This window comes from Amycolatopsis plumensis (assembly GCF_042652605.1).
Taxonomy (GTDB): Bacteria; Actinomycetota; Actinomycetes; order Mycobacteriales; family Pseudonocardiaceae; genus Amycolatopsis; species Amycolatopsis plumensis.
Genome location: NZ_JBHSJY010000001.1, coordinates 1,897,469 through 1,914,755 on the forward strand (window position 1 = coordinate 1,897,469; position 17,287 = coordinate 1,914,755).

Genomic DNA, 17,287 nt, shown 5'->3' on the forward strand with positions numbered 1-17,287 from the left:
TTGAGCACGACACCGACCACGGTCTCGCTCTCGGACAACGCGGCCACCAGCGGATCGGCCAGCCGGTGACCGGCTTCGCCACCGAGATCGCCCTTGTGGAAGAGCGTGGCCTTCGAGGGGCGCCGCCTCTTCCAGAAAGCGGCGAACCCGGCCTTTTCCCCAGCCTGATCGGCAACCTTCAGGTCGCCGGTGAGCAAACCACCACGACTCGCCCCGGTCACCGAGGGCAACCCCGCGGCCGCTGCGACGCGCCGGCCAGCCGCCGGGGTCGCTTCGGTCCACACGCGGCCGGTCAGCTGCTCACCCAGCTCAATGGCGATCGCGGCGGTCATTCCATCGACCACGACGACGAGCGGGGCGGCCTTCGCCGCCACCGGTGCCACGACCTCGGCCAGCACCTGCTCGACCAGCAGGCAGCCACCGCTTTCGACCGCGGTCGCGTGCCTGGCCCAGGGCACCAGGCGCTGTGCGAATTCCTCGTCCAGTGCGTCCCGGCGAGCGCGGACCTCCTCACAGAGTGCTCGATACGCCTGTCCGACGACCGGATCGCCCGCCGGGTCACCGGCCGCCAGAGTCGTCAGGGCTCGATCAACCCAGGCCCACGCCGTCATCTGTCCGTCAAGACCCGCCGGCACCGAATCGACCACGGTGGTGGGCGAGCCGCTCCAGCGGGCCAGCCGGACTGCCATCTCCGCAGCACGGACCTGCCGTACTTCGAGCCGGGCGAGTGCGTGATCACGAAGAGCCGACAGTGCCTGCTCGATGTCCACCGATCCGTGACGCGACGAGCCGGGCAATGCGGTGGCGAGCGTCCTCAGCAATCCGCTGAAGGTGGACGGCAGGAACCTGTTGCCCTCCAGAGCGCCGGTGAGGTGCGCCTCGGCGGCGATCCGATCCGCCCGGCGCAGCACCTCGAGCACCCGATGCCGGGCAGCGTCGCCGCTTCGGCTCGCGGCCTCGCTCACCCATCGTTCCAGGGTCCCGGCAACCGCCTCGGTGAAGGCTCTGAGTTCAGCACCCCGGGTGCCGCCCAGCAGGCTGCCGAACGCGAACGCGGTGTCCATCGACGCGCCGGGAGCGGTGACGGCCGAGCCGACGACGCCGAGCGGCATGGTGTCGGCCGCGCGCCCGTCCGCAGCCAGCCGCATGACCACCACCGCCACTTCGCCGACGGTGTCGGCCAGCCACTGGGTCAGCCCGTCCCGTTCAGCCTCCGGAAGCGCCATGAACCGGCTGGGCCCGGCCGGATCACGCGACCATTCGAGCAACGCGCCGGCGTCCAGCGCGCCCTCGGCCAGCGTCCGGCCGCCGAGCCGGGCGCCGATGAGCGCCCGGATCGCGCCGTCCCGCGTGAGTACCGAACCGTTCCGCGGCCAGCCCTCGGTCGGCTCGGCTTCCAGGAGGGCGTCGACCAACCAGACGTCCCGGCGGATGCGGGCGTCGACGGCCGTGGCGCCGAAGCGCTGGGCGACGATCTTCGCCCGGTCGACGGTGCGGGTGGAGCGTCCGATCGCGTACGCCCGCACGTCCCAGCCGAGCTGGTCGTCGGGCACGCTCGTAGTGACCACCAGCAGGTCGTCGCCGTGGGCCCGTTCGTGCTCCTGCCAGACCTCCACCAGGCCAAGCACCGAGTGCTGGTCGGCGACGTGCACACGATGTCGTTGTCCTCCGACGAGGACGGGAAACTCGGCCGCGGTGTCGACATAGCGCCCGTATACCAGCAGCAACCTGAGCTCGCCAGCGTACGGCAGCCAGTCCTGCACCATGGCTTCGACGATCCGGCGGTCGACCGTCGGCGGCGTGCTCATCCGGTGGTGTCCTCTCCGGCGCCGTCGTCGCCCACCACCGTCCAGGTCACGTCGAACTCGACGGCGGGGTGTTCCTTGGCGTAGGCCCGGATCCCACCGTCCAGCTCGGCGACCAGCCGCGCCAGTTCCTGTTCGACAGCGCTCGCGCGGATCCTCGTCCGGCCGCCGGTCCGCTCGCGTCGCGCGACGGTAGCCGCTTCTTCGCCACCCGGCTCACCCGCCGGCTCCACAATGGGATCCCGGGGAGCCGGCGTCGGAACGGCCGCCAGCCGGGCAGCCTCGTTGACCAGTGCTACCGCCCGGCGGCCGAGACCTTCCAGAACCGGAACGAGATCACGGGTGAACTGGTCGGCCGCGGCCGCCGCGGCCAGGTCGTCGACCAGGCTTTCGGCCTGGTTGCCAACCGGGTCGCCGCGCCCGGTGAACTTCCGCACGGAGTCGAGCAACGTCCATTCGACTCGCTCCAGTGCGGCGAGCACCGCCGGGGCGGAGCTGATCGCGGCGGCGAGCACCTCGTCACTCGTGCCGTAGCCGGCCGCGGTGAGCTCCTGCACCAGCCCGGTGGAGTCGCGCATCGCGGTGAGCCTGGCCAGCAGATCCGCCGCATCGCGCCCGGACGTGACTCGCGGTGCGTCCGGCCGGCCGTCGATCCCCAACGCGGCGGCGTGCCGCTCCAGCGCACGCCGAACGCCGGCCCCGGCACCTTCCAGCCCGGCTGCCTTCTCCCGCACCTCGTCGGCCAGCCGATTCACGTTCCGGGTGAAGAGCGTCTCCGGGACGTGCAGGCCGAACAGGGTGGCCGCGCGCCGACGGGCCGTCGCGAAGTCGTCGGCGCTGGGGAGTTCCTGGGCACGCAAGGCGTGTCCGGGGCCGATCTTGTCCAGTTCCGGAGGCTCGCGCAGCGGCGAACCGTGCAGCACCCAGGCCCGGTCGGCCAGGAGGGCGTAGGTGGCAATGACCAGGTTGCCGACCGCTTTGTCCCATCCGGTGTAGCCGAGGTCTTCGATCCAGGACCGGATTTCCTCGATCCGGTAGTCGCCGGTCGCTCCGTGCTGCCTGGCCGCTTGTTCGATCCGGCGGCGCCACTCGGTGGAAACGTTCAGCGGACCGTCGGACACTTCGCCCAGTTCGAGAGGGTGCACGATCCGCTTGACGAGCGCGAGCTGGGCCCGGTCGACGACGACCCGGCGCTGCCCGTCCTCCATCGCCCGGGTGATCCAGCCCAGCACAGTACGCAGATCGCCGAGGGTGATGGCTTTGCGGTTACCGCTGGGATCGAAGTCCGGATGCTTCGGATAAAGCGAATCGAACAGCCCATCGGCCAGTGCCAGTGCGTTGTACTCGAATCCGGCGCCGCCCGCCAAGCGCGGTTTGTGCCCGGCCTGCAAGGACAGCACGTGCCCGTCGTCGCCGACCTCCTTGCCCACGGTCGACTCTTCGGCCTGCGCGATGCCGTAGAGCTGACGCAGCGCGGCGGACAGCTGCGACTCCAGGTTGTCCCGCTGCGCCTGCAGCTGGTGCCGGACCTTGACCCGGTTCTCCTCGGACATCGTGCCCGCGTAGTCGGCCAGCCGGTCCCGTTCGAGCAGGTACTGGATCTTGAGCAGCCGGCCGAGCTGCGCCGACTTCTGCGGCGAAAAGAAGTGCGGCAACCAGACCAGGGTCGGCGCGTTGACCCCGTCCCGGCGCAACCTGTTCACCCGGGCCGCATCGCTGAGCGGGGTCTGATCGGCTTCGTCGAACGGGTAGTCCAGGATGATCCGCACCCGCCCGGGCACGGTCGAGCCGGGTCTTCAGTTCCTTGCACTTCAGGTCGGTGAGATGCAGCGGGTTGCGCAGGGTCCGCACCCGGTTGGCGGTGTCGTCGTGCACGCGCCACGTATCGCCGTTGCCGGCCACGCGGCCCGGATGCGCTTTCAGCTCGACCAGGTAGAGGCCACCGGGAACGGCGATCAGCAGATCGCACTCGTTGATCCGGTCGGACGTCCCGGTGAACGTGAACGTCGCCCACGCGCGGTAAGGCTCGGCCCGCGGCATCAGCCGCTTGATGTGATCGAGACCGTCCTGCTCCCAGGGGAACGGCGACGGCCGCTCCTGGAACCACCGCTGCACAGCCGGTGGCGGGCCCGGCTTGGGCGCCGGCTGTCGACCGCTCGGCAACGGTTACCCCTCCTCGTCTGATCACTGCCCTCCGAGGAGCGATCGTAGTGGCCAAGCCGCACTGTGACTTGCCGTGACAGCCGGTCGACCTGAGTGGAGTACGTGCACCCCAGCACATCACGCATAGTCGTCACAGCTCGCTGTCACGTTACGTGATTACGCAACATTGGCTCGGCCGCTGACGACCGGTTCCGCTGTGACGCTGTACCGGGACCAGAACGGAGCCCCGCGCGGTACGTCCGTCGCGCAGTGAGCCGCCGGGCCGGCCCTAGTCGAGGCCGAGGGCGGCGCGCAGGCGACGGGGGTTCATGGCACCGGGCTCGTCGATGTCGGGGAAGGAGCCGAGCAGGCGGATCAGGTCTCCCCGGCGGGTGGGATCCGCGGCCGCCTGGCGTGGGGTGTGGCCGGACAGGGCGGGGATGGACTCGTCGAGCCACTTCTGCTCGTAGTCGCGGATGAACCGCTCCAGGACGGCCTCGACCTCGGGGCCGGCGAGAGGCGCCGGCGGCTTCCCGGAGGAGGCCGTCACCTCGTGCGCGGGTTGGCGGGACTCGCTCACCACCGCGAGCGTCGGGTCGAGCGTGCGCAGGATGGCGAGCACGCGGTCGACGCGCGCTTCGCTGTTGGCGCTCACGCTCAGGTCGTGGCCGTCGAGACGGAGAGTGGCCCGGATAGGTTCCATACCGTCACCAGTGAGGTGCTCGTGCCAGGTGTCGCCGTCGCGCTCATACGTCTCGTCCAGTTCGGCGGCCAGCGCCGCCGGGTCGTCGGTCCGGAGGGTCACCTCGCAGAGCACCAGTGGTTCACCCTCGGTGTTCTGCAGCACGGGTGGCGCGAACCGCCTGCTCAAGAAGGAAATCAGGACTTCCGGATCGGGTGCGGAATCCAGCAGCGCGATGAGTTCGTCGCGATCCTTCAGCGCGACCGGTTCGATCCCGCCGAAGATCTGCTCGGTTTCGCCCACCGGCACGACCCGGGCACAGATCAGCATGCCTGTCTTGAGCTGACGGCTGCCCGTCCGCTCGCTGACCTGGTGGATGTCGCCCGTGCGGACGTCCCGGAGTGTGCAGCCCTCGCCGGGGCGGACCTGCTCGACCTCGAACACCGACCGCTCGACGAGCAGCCACTGTCCGGCCAGCAGCCGCTCGTCCTCGGGCAGCAACCCGCCCCGGGTGGCCACGAACTCGGCGAACGCGCCGCCCTCGAACAGGACCGCGTCCGCGGTCAGCGGGTCTTCCAGGGCCTCGATGAGGGCGAAGGGGTGGTCGGAAAACTCCGCTCGCGCCTGCGCGGCCGCCATCATCCCGATCCGCCACGGCCCGTCGGCCAGGAACAGGCCCGCCTTCCGGTACAGCCACGCGGCACGCTCGTCGAGCGTCTGGGATTCGCGGTTGAGATGGCATTTCTTGTACTTACGGCCGGACCCGCACCAGCACGGGTCGTTGCGGCCGACGTCGGTACGAGGCTTGGTCTCGAACCGCGTGAGGAGCTCGGCCAGTGCGTCGTCCGGCGGCGTGCCGGCCCGGCGCAGCAAGGCGAGGCCTCGCGCGGCGTCGCCGCGATCGCCCGCGAACCGGGCCAGTGCGTACAGCGCCGGCTCCCACTGCGGATCCATCGACTCCGCGGCCTCGTAAGCCGCCTCAGCCGCGATCACGTCACCCAGCCGCTCATAAGCCTTACCACGCAGCCACCGCAGGGCCGCCCGGGCCGGCCGCGGCGCCATCGGCTCGAGCGACTCGGCGAACAGCCCCAGCGCCGCCGCGGCCTGCGAGTCGGGCGGGATCTCCGCGAGGAGAGCCTCGGCGACCGGTACCTCGGCCAGCAGCGGGAGAGCCGCGCCGAATCCGCCGGTCACGACGTCGTGGACATTTTCCGCCTCCCCGATTGCGGCGAGCGCCTCGTCCCCGCCTTCCTCGTACGCTCCCGAAGCTGCCGCGTGCAGCGCGGCGATCCGCTCGTACTGCGCGAGGATCGACTGCACGGCGAACGCCGCTTCGTCGTCCAGGCGATGCCGCCGGGCGATCGCCGCACGGTAACGGCCCGCCCGCCACCGCGGGAAATCGAAATCCGCCGAAGCCAGCCATTCACCGTCGTGCTGGAGCCCGCAGGCGGCCAGTGCCTCGCGCAACGGCGGCAGCGGCTCGGCGAACAATGCCGGGTCGTTCGCGCACGCCGTCCACAGTGCCTCGGCCAGCTCGACCGGCGCTCCACCGGTGATCGAGAGCCCGCGGGACAGGGCGGCCAGCCGGTCCGAAGGAACCTCCTCGCGGGGAGCCGCCTCCAGGTGCAGCCCGTCTTCGGTGACCCGCACCGCGACGACGTCCCCCTCGGACAGCTCTCGTTCGCGGAGGCAACCGGGCGGGAGCAGCAGGGCACCGCCCTCGCCGATCTCCTCCGGCAGGAGGCTTCGCTCGGCCAGCGCCTCGACGTCGAGTTCCGGGAACACCGGGATGACCGGCGAACCGTCCGTCAGCCGCCGGTACCCGGCGCGCCGGACCAGCCACTCGACGAGCGTCAGGTCGGGCTCCAATTCGAGGAAGCCGCGCTCGGCCTCGGGCGCGGTCAGCCGGTGGGTGAACACCCGGCCGCCCAGGAGCGCCGGCACGGACGCCCACCGGTCGTCGGCGAGCGTCGTCAGCAGCCCGTCGCCTTCGTCGAGCGCGTCGATGAGGCCATCCTCCGGATCGTCGTCCAGCGGCACACCACGCTCACGCAGGACCGAGACGATCTGTTCCTCGGAAAGGGGTCCACGTTCGGCGAGGACGGCGGCGATCACGTCGACGAGGCGCTCATCCGCGGAGGAGGAAGTATCAGCCACGACCCGACACGGTACGACAGCACGACAAGCCTGCGGCGGGCGGTAGCCTGCCCACATGCTCGGCTTGGACAAGCTCGACCTCGACGCGATCGCGACGGCGTTGCAGGACCAGACCGACTACGACCATTTCCACCTGGTCGACCCGCTGACCGGCGAGATCGAGTTCTGGACCCGAGACGGCGGCATCGACGGCAACCACCCGGTCGACCTCGACGACCTGGACCTGATCGTGATCCACCCACTGCCGTCCTACGTCTGGTACCAGGACATGGCCGACTTCGCGGACGGCATCAGCGACGACCAAGCCGGCCGCCGGCTGGCGAGGGCCATCCGCGGCAGAGGCGCATTCCGCCGCTTCAAGGACGAATTGCACGAGGAGTACCCGGAGCTTCTCCCGGCTTGGCACGAGTTCAGCGACCTCCGGGCGCGGCGTCGCGCGGTGGAATGGCTTGCCGGCAACACGCTCGTCGAGCGAGTCACCGCCGATCGATTCGCTGCCGAGCACCCCGACCCCGACCTGCCCTGATCAGTGCGATGCCGACCCGCCACGATGATCAGAGGCCGGCTCGGTCGAAGCGTTCCATGAGGCTGGGCTTGCGAATATGTGCCCGCCGCAGGGCGTCGAGCCGGGCGTCGAAGACGTCGTCGAGGTTCTCCCGCTCGGCCAGCGCCCGCAGATCGGTGAGCAGTGTGACGGCGGCGTCGTAGTCGGCCGGTTTGCGGGTGGCGATCAGCGCGTCGACACGCGACCACGCGCCGTCTCCCTCTTCGGCAAGCCTGTCGAGCCGTCGCTCGCGGGTCAAAGCGTGTGCCCGTTCACGGTCGGCCTCTTCTGCGGCGCGCTGGCGGGACACGCGACGCTCGCGCTCGGCTCGCCGACGCGCCGCGGCGTCGAGCAGATCAGCCACAGTCCGACGGGCTGGGCCGGGGACCGCCGGAGCGGCGTCACCGCGGTGACGCCGCCGCAACTCCATCCGGACCCGCACCCCCTCCCCCAGCATGACCCGGGCAAGGAACCGGTCCTTCTCGATGGTCGGCGGGTCGGCCACCCAAGCCGCCAGGTCATCGCGACCGTCGGCAGTCTCCGCCAGCGGCGGAGAAGCCTCAGCCGCGATCGCAAGGAGGTCGCCGTCGAGGCGGAGGAAGTCCGCAAACGCTCGTTGCGCGGCACTGAGCGTGCCCAACCCGGGCGGAACCGGTGGCTCCGGATCGGCGTCGGCCTCGCGGTCGAAAACGTCCTCGTCGCGCTCCCAGGTGCCGTAGGCAGCCAGCCAGGCGAGGTAGAGCGGCCGGAGGTCACCGGCGGCGAGTTCGGCGCGGACTCCGACGATCCCCGACAGCAGGCTCTCGGGGTCGTAATCGAAGTCGAACTCGCCGGCGTGGTCCTCGCTCGTGAAGTCGAGCACGATGTACTCGCCCGTCACCCAGGCGCTCGCCCCGTCACCGACGCAATACTCCTCGACGACATCCGGATCGAGCAGATCGCCCGGCAGGCGGAACATCACGTGGTGGGTGCCCCAATTGGCAACGTACAGGTGCGCGTCGTAGAAGCGCTCCATCAACTGGTGCGGGTCACCCTTGAAGTTGCCCCAGTGGTACTCGTTCACGAAGCTCGTCGCGGTGATCCTCGCCCGGGTGGACAGCGACCGGACCTCGGCTTGTTCGCGGTCGTCCAGTGGGCGGTCGATCGCCAGGAACTCGTAGTACTGGTACTCGCTCACGGCTCATCCCGTTCGTCGGCTTCGGTGAACGGCTTCGCCCGGAAACTCGAGTCGTCGCCCAGGTGGAAGAACAGATGTCCCTCGATCGTGTTGTCGTCGGCCAGGACCGCCCAGCCGCGGCCGCTGACCTGATCGCCCTCGTCGGCACCCTCCCAGGTGAACTCGACACCGGGCAGCCCGTCCCGTTCGACCGTGCGGCAGTCCAGCCACCCTTCGACGGCGATGAAGCCCAGCCGTCCCGTCCCGTTACGGGCGAACTCGATGAAACCTGGCTCAACCAGGTCGATCGCGTCGCGGCCCCAGCCGCTCATCCTGACGATGCGCCACCGGCCGAGCAGCCGCGCCGGGGTTTCCGGACTGTGCGTGCCATGAGGCGGCAGAGTAACGACCGCGGCTACCATCGCCGACGAGCCCCCGCGCCCCCGGGAGCCGATGGATTTCGACGACCTTGACTTCCTGAGCCGCAACGCCCCGGCGTGGCGCCTGCTCGCCGACAATGCGCCACTGGTGCCCGAGTGTCCTTGAGGAAGGGTTCGCCGACGGCTTGCCGTGATAGCCGGTCGACCTGGGTGAAGTATGTCCCCGCCCCAGCACATCACGCATGGTCGTCACAGGCTGCTGTCACGTACGCAATTGCGCACGGTGGGCTCTCCGCCGCCATGCCGGAGGTCATCGAGGAGACTGGCGAGGATTCGCTCCTCGTGCACCGGCGCATTGACCGAACGGTAACCGTGGGCCAAGGCGGCAGCCGCGGCTTCGAGACCCGCTGTGACCATGTGATCACTATGGATTCCGCACTCGCGCAGATAAGTCCGGAGATCAAAACGCCACGACAACGCTCGCGGGGCCACGGACAGTACTTGGTCGGCGATGACGAATCCCGAGGGGTCAAAGTCGGCCCTCGCATGGATGACGCAACCGGCTCCGCTGAGACCGGCGAGCAGGTCGAGTGCGGCACCGGACGCAATCCCGTCCGTGCAGACCAAGGGTGGGCAACTCGGGCCGAGAGCGTCCGCGGCGGCCTCGGCGACGGTCGGGTTCTCGCAAACGAAGACGTCGCCGGCCGGCGCTGTCCAGCTGCCGGTCAGGGACCGGAGGGTCAGCCAGATCGGCTCGCCTGGAGCCGCTGCACACAGCTGAGCAGCCGCGGCATCGCCGGTCAGGGGGAGGTTCAAGACCAAAACGCGGGACGACACACCGTCGCAGACCACCCTGGCGGCTGCCCATGCTGCACGCCAAGCCCGGCCCGCTCGCTGCGGGCGCGGAAGCTCATGGACGATGGCCAGAAGCCGCGCTACCGCTCGCCCCAGCAACCGATCGGAGTCGAGGGCATGAGCATCATTGCGAACATCCGCAGCCAGCTGCGCGAGCCGGATCTTCCCCTCGATGCCTCGAAGGTGGGTCACGACCTCCGAGACTTCCTCGGCCAACGCCGCCAAAGCTCCTTCACCAGGACGTGGTAGACCCGTGTCCGCCAGCCACTGCTCCACCACCGGCGGTACCACACCTGCCGCGGTCAGGCTTCCCGCTGCGCGCTCCATCTCGGCGGCGATGACATTCCGGGCTCGGTCGCGGCGAGCCCGGTCCGGCTCGATCGGGCCACGCAGCGACTCCACGAGGCCGCGCACCGTGAGCCGATGTTCGGCGAGCTTCGCCGCGAGGTCCTGGAGCCGGACGGGCCTGTTCGACAGTTCCCAGCGCGTTCCCAGCAGCAAGGCAATGTCCCGGCGTTGCTCGGTGGTCAGCTTCAGCGTGGTGAGGGGTCCGACCTCGGTGCGCTGTTCACGCCGGATGCGCAGCTGGACGGCGTCGAGCACGGCCGCAGGGCCTGGCTTCCGCGCCCAGTCCGCGATTCCAGGCGGTATGACCATCAGTCGGTGTCCAAGTCCGCGAACAGGCCTTCGGCTGACAACAGCGATTCGTCGGCACGCGCGTCGGCCACCGGGAGGGCAACGGCGGTCCATTCACCGCCGCACCATAGGTAAGGAATCGCGTCGACGCCTGGCAGCCCCTTGTGCCGGGCCAGATCGTACACAGCGACTGCCGGTACCGACGGGTACTTGCACCACTCGTCGTGCGCGGTCAGCATCACGTCCAGATCGAAGTTCACCGTCAGGCCCATGAACGACGCCTTGATCTCTTCGTCCACGCCGGTCATCGCCTCGTCCAGCCAGACGCAGCGGGGCGCGAGTTCGCCAGCGGCGTTGTAAGCAACGACTGCGGCGGCGAAGAGTGGCTGGGAGAGCAGGACAACTTTCTCGCCGCCCGACTTGGCGCCGTGCTTGGCCGCGTCGAACGGGGCCCAGCGGCTGGTCGAGCCGGACCGATACTGGAGTGAAATCTTCAGCCAGCCGCGGTAGTCGAGCGCACTGGACAGCTGCTCCCTCCAGTCAGCGCCACCCTCTGCCAAGGCGTCCGCCCGAGCCGCGTCGATCTTGCGGGCAAGGAACGAACGTACTGTCTCCTGCCGGGCCGGTGAGAGCTGCTGATAGCCCTGCGTCAGCGCGTCGACGACGGTCCCCGCGTCCGGGTCGGCGGGGTCGGGTTCCCATTTCAGCTGCACGGTGTTGCCGTGGCGGGTGGGGTGACTGGTCAGCTGCTTGTTGATGCCGGTAAACGTCCGAGCCGTGTAGTCGAGCCTGTCCTTGAGGTGCTCGATGAACGCCGAGCCGAGCAGGGTCGTCAGGACCCGTTGCTGCTCCGAGTCGAACGCTGCCTCCTGCGCGCGAACCTGGTCGGCGAGCAGCTCCGCGGATTCCGACGGCGCCTGCCAGCCGGCGGCGCTGTCGGCGAGGACGGCGACCCGCTGGACAGCGCCGTCGCGGTCGGCTTCCAGGACCCGGGCGTCCCGGTCCGGCAAGAGGTCCTGCCGCAGCGTTTCCAGCTTGCTGTAGCACTGACGCCAGGCTCGGTCCTCGTCACCCGCGTCGGGGAGTTCGCGGCGGGCTGCGCGGGCCGAATCCCGGCCGGCTTCGACCGTCCTGCGCTCCGGTTCCCCCAGTCCGAGAGGCTGTGCCAACCCTGCGTCGAAGATCTCCCACCACGCCGACAGCGCGGTGTCTCGAAGTTGTTCCGCTGTTCGACGCCGTTCCTCGTGCTGGGTGAGGGTTTCCTCTGCTCGTGCGACCGCAGCCTCGGCCTGTACCCGCGCTTCGCTGAGGCGTTCGAGCTCCTGATCCACTTGCGTCAGCAGTTCGTCGAGCTTGGTGCGACGGTCCAGCTGGGCGCGGATGTCAGTGGTGAGCGCCGCTTCGGCGGTGCGCAGCCGAACTTCGGTCTGGCGTCGACGAGTACGCAGGACCTCAAGCTCGGCGTTGATCACTGAGCGGCGCTCTTCTGCCGAAGCCAGTTCCCGTTTCGCTCGCTCGAGGGTAGCTACCTGTAAGCCGAGCACCTCGACGCGACGAGCCAGTTCGCTTACCGCGTCCTGGTAGGTCTGTATGGCCGCTCCGTGGCGAGCCAGGTCGGTGATGGGGAAGGAGTGCTCGCCCGCGTAACCCGAAAAAGCCGCCCACGCAATGTCACGAGCTTCCTCGTTCTTCCGATGAATCTCCCGAACAGCAGTCACTTTGTGTTCCAGGTCGCCGGCACGCAGTTCTCGTTCACGCAGCCTCGTGACGGCATCCGTCACCGGCCGCTCCGGGGGAATCCTCACGACCTCATCGGCGATGCTTCTCAAGTCGTCGTCGAGCTGTTGCAACCGACCGTCGATTTCGATGATTGCGGAATCCAGCATTGCCAACCGTGCCCGCAGTCGCGCGATCTCGCGTTGCCGGGCATCCTCTCGCGCAGTTGCGCCGAGATAGGACGCGGGCCGGGTGACCTCGGCACGACCGGTCAACGCAGCGCTTTGCCAGGTTCCGTCCGCCGCCATCCAGGTGCCGGCAGTGTCCGCAGGTGCCGGCCGGGAGTCGTGCCAGCCGATGGCAGTCAGCACTGCTCGGATGGTGTGAGCCGAAACGCCCCCAGCCGGTGTCGGCTCGAGTACCGCGGTCAGGTTGGTGTCCGGCTTCACCTTTCCTTCCAGGATCAGCGTGTCTGCAGGCCCTCCGCCGGAGATCGCCGTCAGCCGGCCATCAGCGCTGAACCACGCGTCGAGAACGCCTGCCGCGGCAAGCGTCGCTTCCAGAAGGTCCAATTCCACCGCCCCGACCTCGTCGGTTGGCTGAACACACCGCCAGAACGGCGCACCCAAACCGTCGTCAGGTCCCGGCCGGTCACGCCGTCGCCAGAGATCTGGCGGCGCAGGCAAACGCTCGGCCCGGTTCAGTACACCTTCGAGGTCCGCCTCGACACTCACACGTTCTTCGACAAGACCATCGCGCTCGTGTTCGCGGGTGACACGTCGAGATCGCAGTGTGTCGCGAACTTCGCCGACGTGCTTGGCAATTGCGGTCGCCGGGGAAGATCGTCGCGTTTCCGAAGGGTCCACAATGGTCAGCTCGGCCGCCAGATCACACCAGTCCTCAACCGTCCGCTCGTCGGCTTTGACGAAGACAGCTCCTTCGTTCCACTCTCTGATCTCTCTGCGCAACGTGTCCACTGCCGTCGAGACGTCGTCACGTGCTGCTTCCCGCTGCTCCAAAGCTTCATCGAGGTCCGCCTGGCGATCCGACAGCGTCTCGGCGGACCGCTCCGCCGCCTGCTCGGCCTGGTCAAACGTCCCATGCAGGCTACTCAGCCGTTCGAAACGCTCCCGCCGTATCGAGAGTTCTGCTCGGAGAGCAGCGACGTCGCGGACAGGCAGATGCCGGGCTGCGGAGCCTTGCAGCCCAGCCGGTTGCGCCGAGCTCTGCACGCGCTCGGCCGCTCGCGCCGTTTCGGACTCGGATTGCTCGACATCGGCCGTGGCCTTGGCTGCTTCCCCGGCGGCTTCGGACAGTTCGCCCTCCGCCGCGCGAAACCTTTCTTCGCCACCCTTGTATTGCTCCTGGAGGCCGTCGAGTTGTTCCCTGAGCGACTCGGCGCGGCTCGCCGCACTCACGGCATCCTTGAATGCTTGGCTGTCCAGCAGTTCGCGCAGTTCGGTGCTGAGGTCCTGACGTCGCGTCCGCGTATCAGTCGACTCGCTGCGCAGCTTCTCGACTTTCCCGCGGGCTTGGGAAAGACCGTTCTCAGCGGTTCGGCGGTCCTTGGTGGTGTCGTCCAGCCGGGTGGTCGCCGAACTCAGTGCGTCAGCGCGACGGCGGACCACCGTGCGCGCCCACGGAGTCCAACCGCTCCGGACGAAGCCGGCCACCTTGACCGCGGCCGCGCGGGTCTCCTCCACCGCCTCCCGGAGTTTCTTGAGGTTGTCCCACCCGTCCGCCAGTTGCGTGATCTCCGTGCTCGCGAGCGGGGGCAGGGCCGCACGAAGGGTCTCGGCGAGGCTTGCCGGGTTGAGCCGCTCGCCGAGCTTCGGCCTGCGCAGCTGCTTGAGCAACTCGGTCAAGTTGTCGTAGGCATCGGAGCTCAGCCCGAACAACTCGGCGGCCAGCCTGGCCCGGTACCGGGTGGCGCTTTCGGGCACCGTGACCCCGGCAACCTTCTTGAGTTCTTTCTGGTCCAGTGGCCGATCAGCCACGCACAGGCGCAAATCTCGCCCCGGACGTAGGTGAGTGATCAGATGCCAGGTGGTCACCCCGGATGTTCCGCTCCCGCGACGAGCACTCACTCCGAGACCACACACGAAGAACTGCGGTGCTCCGTTGTCGTCGACCCTGCCGAACTCGACCCACGCGTAGCCCAGACCTGCATCCGACATCGGCCGCGGATCGTCGTCCTCGCCCGTGGGCAGCAGGTTGAAGCGCATCGTCCGGTGCTGGGAACCGAAGGGATCAAGCACGGACGGACCGATTTCGCCGCGCAGCAACATCAACGTTGTCAGCTCGAGCACCTTCGTCTTGCCTGCACCATTGCCACCACGAAGAACCAGGCGGCCATCGGCGAACCAGAATTCCGCCTGATCGTATTCCCACAGATTGATGATGCCTGCTCGCAGTGGCTGCCACCGGGAACGCGTCGGTTCAGGAAGCCCGCCTGCCACCGCGGCCGACAACCACCGCTCGCCGTCCGGTTGCTCCTGCGTCACCCCATTCCCTCCTCGTCCAGCCTCGCGTTCACGGCCACCACCCGAGGATCACGGTAACGTGCCGCTGCTGCGCTCAGGCGCCACCTGTCCGGGGTTCCCGTAGGCCGCATCAGATCCAGGGCGACGAGAGTGTCACGAGCAATGGACTCCACCGCATCGTCCGTCCGCAGCTCGTTGGTCATCGCCTTGGCGTGCCTCGCCCTGACCTCGGCGGCCGCCCTTCCCAGGTCGTCAGCTGTGACGACACTGCCTGCACCGTGTCCGCGAATGAGCTCGTCAAGCACCATGAGAGCAGCAAAATCCGCCGCCCGCAGCCTCGGGAACGGCAGATCGGTGTCCTGTTCCTCGGCGGCGATCAGCGCCATTCCCTCGGCTCGCTGCTCGACCGGCCACCCGGTCATTTCCGCGCACCACGCCAGCACCCGGTGACGCTGGCTCGTCAGATAGACCCGCTCGGCGTCCGTGAGATCCTCGTAGAGCACCACCGGTAGTTCGAGCAGCCGGCGCATCAGCCCGAACCGGGCCGATGACTCGTGGGGCGGTCCGCCATCGTGCCCTTCGGTCAGCGCGGCACGCAGAGAAACGGGGTCCACCATGCGCAGCAGCAGTTCGCGACGGACTTCATACGCACCGCCGATCGCGTCGCGGCGGTGTGCCCATCCTTCACGCTGCTCCTCGTCGTCACGGCCGGTCGGCCGCAACGCGCCCACGGACACCAGGAGCTGCACAGCCTTGGCGAAGAGCATGCGCTCGGCGAACCGATCGGGATCGTAGGGCGCAAGCGTGACGTCCTCGTGCGCAGCGAGCGCCCTCACCCGGTCGGAAAGATCCTGTGTAGTGGTGATGTCCTCCGCGTCCTCGGCTGCCGCGGCGCCGAGGACGGCCAGTACGAGCACCCTGCGGGCCGGCGGCCGAAACCGCCGTGGCGCAAGCACCCGGCCCTCGAGCGGCAGCCGGAATAGACGCGCCGCCGAATCCGTCACGACCAGCCGATAACCCAGCCGATGCGCGAACCACTCACCCAGCACCGCCCGGTGAATCCGCACCAGCGGCCACACTGCCGGATTGCTGAACCGGTCGAGGACCGGTGACCGGAGCAGGGCGGTGAAGGCTCGTTGCCTCTCCGCCGCGTCGCGGTTCATGCGGGTTCCATCCGGAAGTGCCAGTTGAGGGTGGCCATGCTGCCGCTGCCGGCCTGCAGCATCGTGGTGTCCGCCTCGCTCGACGGCCGACGCAAGGTGATCTGCCAGCGCCCGTCTCCGGTCACCGCCGTCTCCGAACGCGTGCGCCGCACCACACCGATGAACTCCAGCAAGAGGTCCAGTTCAGCATCGGTGAGTTCGCTCCATCCGGCCACGTCGGTTCCGGAGCGTTGCCGCAATCCAGCCTCTGCGCCGGCACGAGCGGCCTGGGCGGCCAGCCTCGCGCGCCTGGCCTCGGCCTTGCCCGTCGTATAGTCGGGGATTCTGGTCCGCCGGCCGACGGCAGCTCGCGCGCCCTGTTCCCGGAACCGGGCCGTGACTGGCGCGGGCGGAACCCGACTCCAGCTCAGCTCATGCTCATCGACGGAGTCCGGAGCAAGGAGCAGATGCCGCGCGGAGAAGGCCGTGGCGGCTGTGTCCCATAGCCGCCACGCGGCTTCGTCGTCTGGGGCGCGTTCGATCGCGACAGCCAGAGCCAGCAGTTCGGCGCGCCGGGTTACCGCTCCTCCGGTGTCCAGCAGGAGGTTCATGTTCCGCGCCCATGGTGCGACGAGGTCGCGCAACTGGCGCCGCAGTTTCCGAGCTTGGCCATCGGCGCCGCGGAACCAGGATCCGAGTGCCTCCCACGTGTGCTCCCAGCGCTGTGCTTGGGACAGCACGATTTCCTCGCTCACTTCCGTGTCCAGTGCGGCACGCGCACACCCGCGCCATACCTCCGGGGTGAGCAGCGGGTCGAGTTCGACCAGCAATTGTGCGATCCGCGGCGTGTGGACGTCGACCTGCTCTCCCCACATACCGATGTATGAGCTCAGCGTCTGCCAGAGCAGGTCCTGCTTCCCCGCATCCGGCCCGCCGGACAAGGCGTGCGCCAACGCGCGCTGCCAGCCGCGGGCCGCGGTGGCCATTGCCTGATGCATGGCACCGACCTGCTGGAACTCCGTGGCCGCAGTGGTGTAAACGGCTTGGCGGATCGCCTCAGCGAAAGCCGCCAGTCGTTCGTGAATGGCACGAGGTGCCAAAGTCAAGTCACCGGCGCCATCTTCGGCGTCGTCAGCCGACGACCAGAAAAGGTGGAGGGCGGCCGCTCGCGGTGTGAGCTGGTACCGGTCGCGCCGGCGCAGGAAGTCCTCACCGGATCGTGCGGGCTCCTGCCAGCGCGTCACCACCTGCCACTGGACGAGCCGGTCCATGCGCGCATCGAGGTGCAGGACCTCGGGAGCAAGCAAGCGGTCGACAGTCTCGCTCGATACCCGGGCAGCGAGGTGGTCTCGTACGCCTGTGGCGACCTCATCGTGGGACAACCCGGTCAACCTGGTGTCCTGCTCGGCCAGCAGAACCTCGACGATCACGCGATACTGAGCGGCGAACCGGGAGGTCAGGTAGGCCGGAACCAGCTCCTGTCCGGGCAGGAGGACCGACCAGAGTTCGGCGGATACCTCGGCCTCGGGCATCTCGTCGTCCACCACAGCGCCAGCGTACGGAGCTGGAGGACCAGATTGGGAAGCGCA

General features: G+C 68.8%; 9 protein-coding genes and 2 pseudogenes. 1 reads left to right on the forward strand and 10 read right to left on the reverse strand.

The window, feature by feature from the left end:
• Positions 1-17: 17 nt before the first annotated feature.
• From pglZ to ACFPLC_RS08820, 4 genes and pseudogenes are all read right to left on the reverse strand, one after another.
• Positions 18-1,808: pseudogene (pglZ, locus tag ACFPLC_RS08805) on the reverse strand (BREX-2 system phosphatase PglZ); the annotation flags it as partial.
• Positions 1,805-3,574, reverse strand: a complete 1,770-nt coding sequence (locus ACFPLC_RS08810; protein WP_378199896.1) for a hypothetical protein — start codon at positions 3,572-3,574, stop codon at positions 1,805-1,807. The gene ACFPLC_RS08810 and the pseudogene pglZ, both read right to left, overlap by 4 nt.
• A gap of 67 nt (positions 3,575-3,641) precedes the next feature.
• Positions 3,642-3,845, reverse strand: a pseudogene (locus tag ACFPLC_RS08815) (NERD domain-containing protein); the annotation flags it as partial.
• Between the two features lie 391 nt (positions 3,846-4,236).
• On the reverse strand, positions 4,237-6,786 hold the full coding sequence (locus ACFPLC_RS08820; RefSeq protein ID WP_378199815.1) for an SEC-C metal-binding domain-containing protein: 2,550 nt from the start codon (positions 6,784-6,786) through the stop codon (positions 4,237-4,239).
• A 55-nt stretch (positions 6,787-6,841) separates the two neighbouring features.
• Between ACFPLC_RS08820 and ACFPLC_RS08825 the strand changes: the two genes are divergently transcribed.
• Complete coding sequence (locus ACFPLC_RS08825; RefSeq protein ID WP_378199812.1) at positions 6,842-7,312, forward strand: UPF0158 family protein; 471 nt, start codon at positions 6,842-6,844, stop codon at positions 7,310-7,312.
• Positions 7,313-7,340: 28 nt separating this feature from the next.
• On the opposite strand, the gene ACFPLC_RS08830 is transcribed toward ACFPLC_RS08825, so the two are convergent.
• The 6 genes from ACFPLC_RS08830 to ACFPLC_RS08855 form a co-directional block, all read right to left on the reverse strand.
• Positions 7,341-8,507 (reverse strand): hypothetical protein, encoded by a 1,167-nt coding sequence (locus ACFPLC_RS08830; protein WP_378199806.1) that lies wholly within the window; start codon positions 8,505-8,507, stop codon positions 7,341-7,343.
• Positions 8,504-8,908: a hypothetical protein gene (locus tag ACFPLC_RS08835; protein ID WP_378235772.1), complete on the reverse strand. Its 405-nt coding sequence runs from the start codon at positions 8,906-8,908 to the stop codon at positions 8,504-8,506. Before ACFPLC_RS08835 ends, ACFPLC_RS08830 begins: the two co-directional genes overlap by 4 nt.
• Positions 8,909-9,115: 207 nt before the next feature.
• Positions 9,116-10,324 (reverse strand): DUF2399 domain-containing protein, encoded by a 1,209-nt coding sequence (locus ACFPLC_RS08840; RefSeq protein WP_378199800.1) that lies wholly within the window; start codon positions 10,322-10,324, stop codon positions 9,116-9,118.
• A 53-nt stretch (positions 10,325-10,377) separates the two neighbouring features.
• Positions 10,378-14,577: a TIGR02680 family protein gene (locus tag ACFPLC_RS08845; RefSeq protein ID WP_378199797.1), complete on the reverse strand. Its 4,200-nt coding sequence runs from the start codon at positions 14,575-14,577 to the stop codon at positions 10,378-10,380.
• Positions 14,574-15,719 (reverse strand): DUF2398 family protein, encoded by a 1,146-nt coding sequence (locus ACFPLC_RS08850; RefSeq protein WP_378199794.1) that lies wholly within the window; start codon positions 15,717-15,719, stop codon positions 14,574-14,576. The genes ACFPLC_RS08845 and ACFPLC_RS08850 overlap by 4 nt, the downstream gene beginning before the upstream one ends.
• Positions 15,716-17,245, reverse strand: a complete 1,530-nt coding sequence (locus tag ACFPLC_RS08855; protein ID WP_378199791.1) for a DUF2397 domain-containing protein — start codon at positions 17,243-17,245, stop codon at positions 15,716-15,718. Before ACFPLC_RS08855 ends, ACFPLC_RS08850 begins: the two co-directional genes overlap by 4 nt.
• Positions 17,246-17,287 lie beyond the last annotated feature (42 nt).

What these genes read in the sequence shown, in the direction of transcription:
- ACFPLC_RS08825 (WP_378199812.1), top strand. Translation starts at nt 6,842, where the DNA reads ATGCTCGGCTTGGACAAGCTCGACCTCGACGCGATCGCGACGGCGTTG.
- ACFPLC_RS08835 (WP_378235772.1), bottom strand. Translation starts at nt 8,908, where the DNA reads ATGGTAGCCGCGGTCGTTACTCTGCCGCCTCATGGCACGCACAGTCCG.
- ACFPLC_RS08850 (WP_378199794.1), bottom strand. Translation starts at nt 15,719, where the DNA reads ATGAACCGCGACGCGGCGGAGAGGCAACGAGCCTTCACCGCCCTGCTC.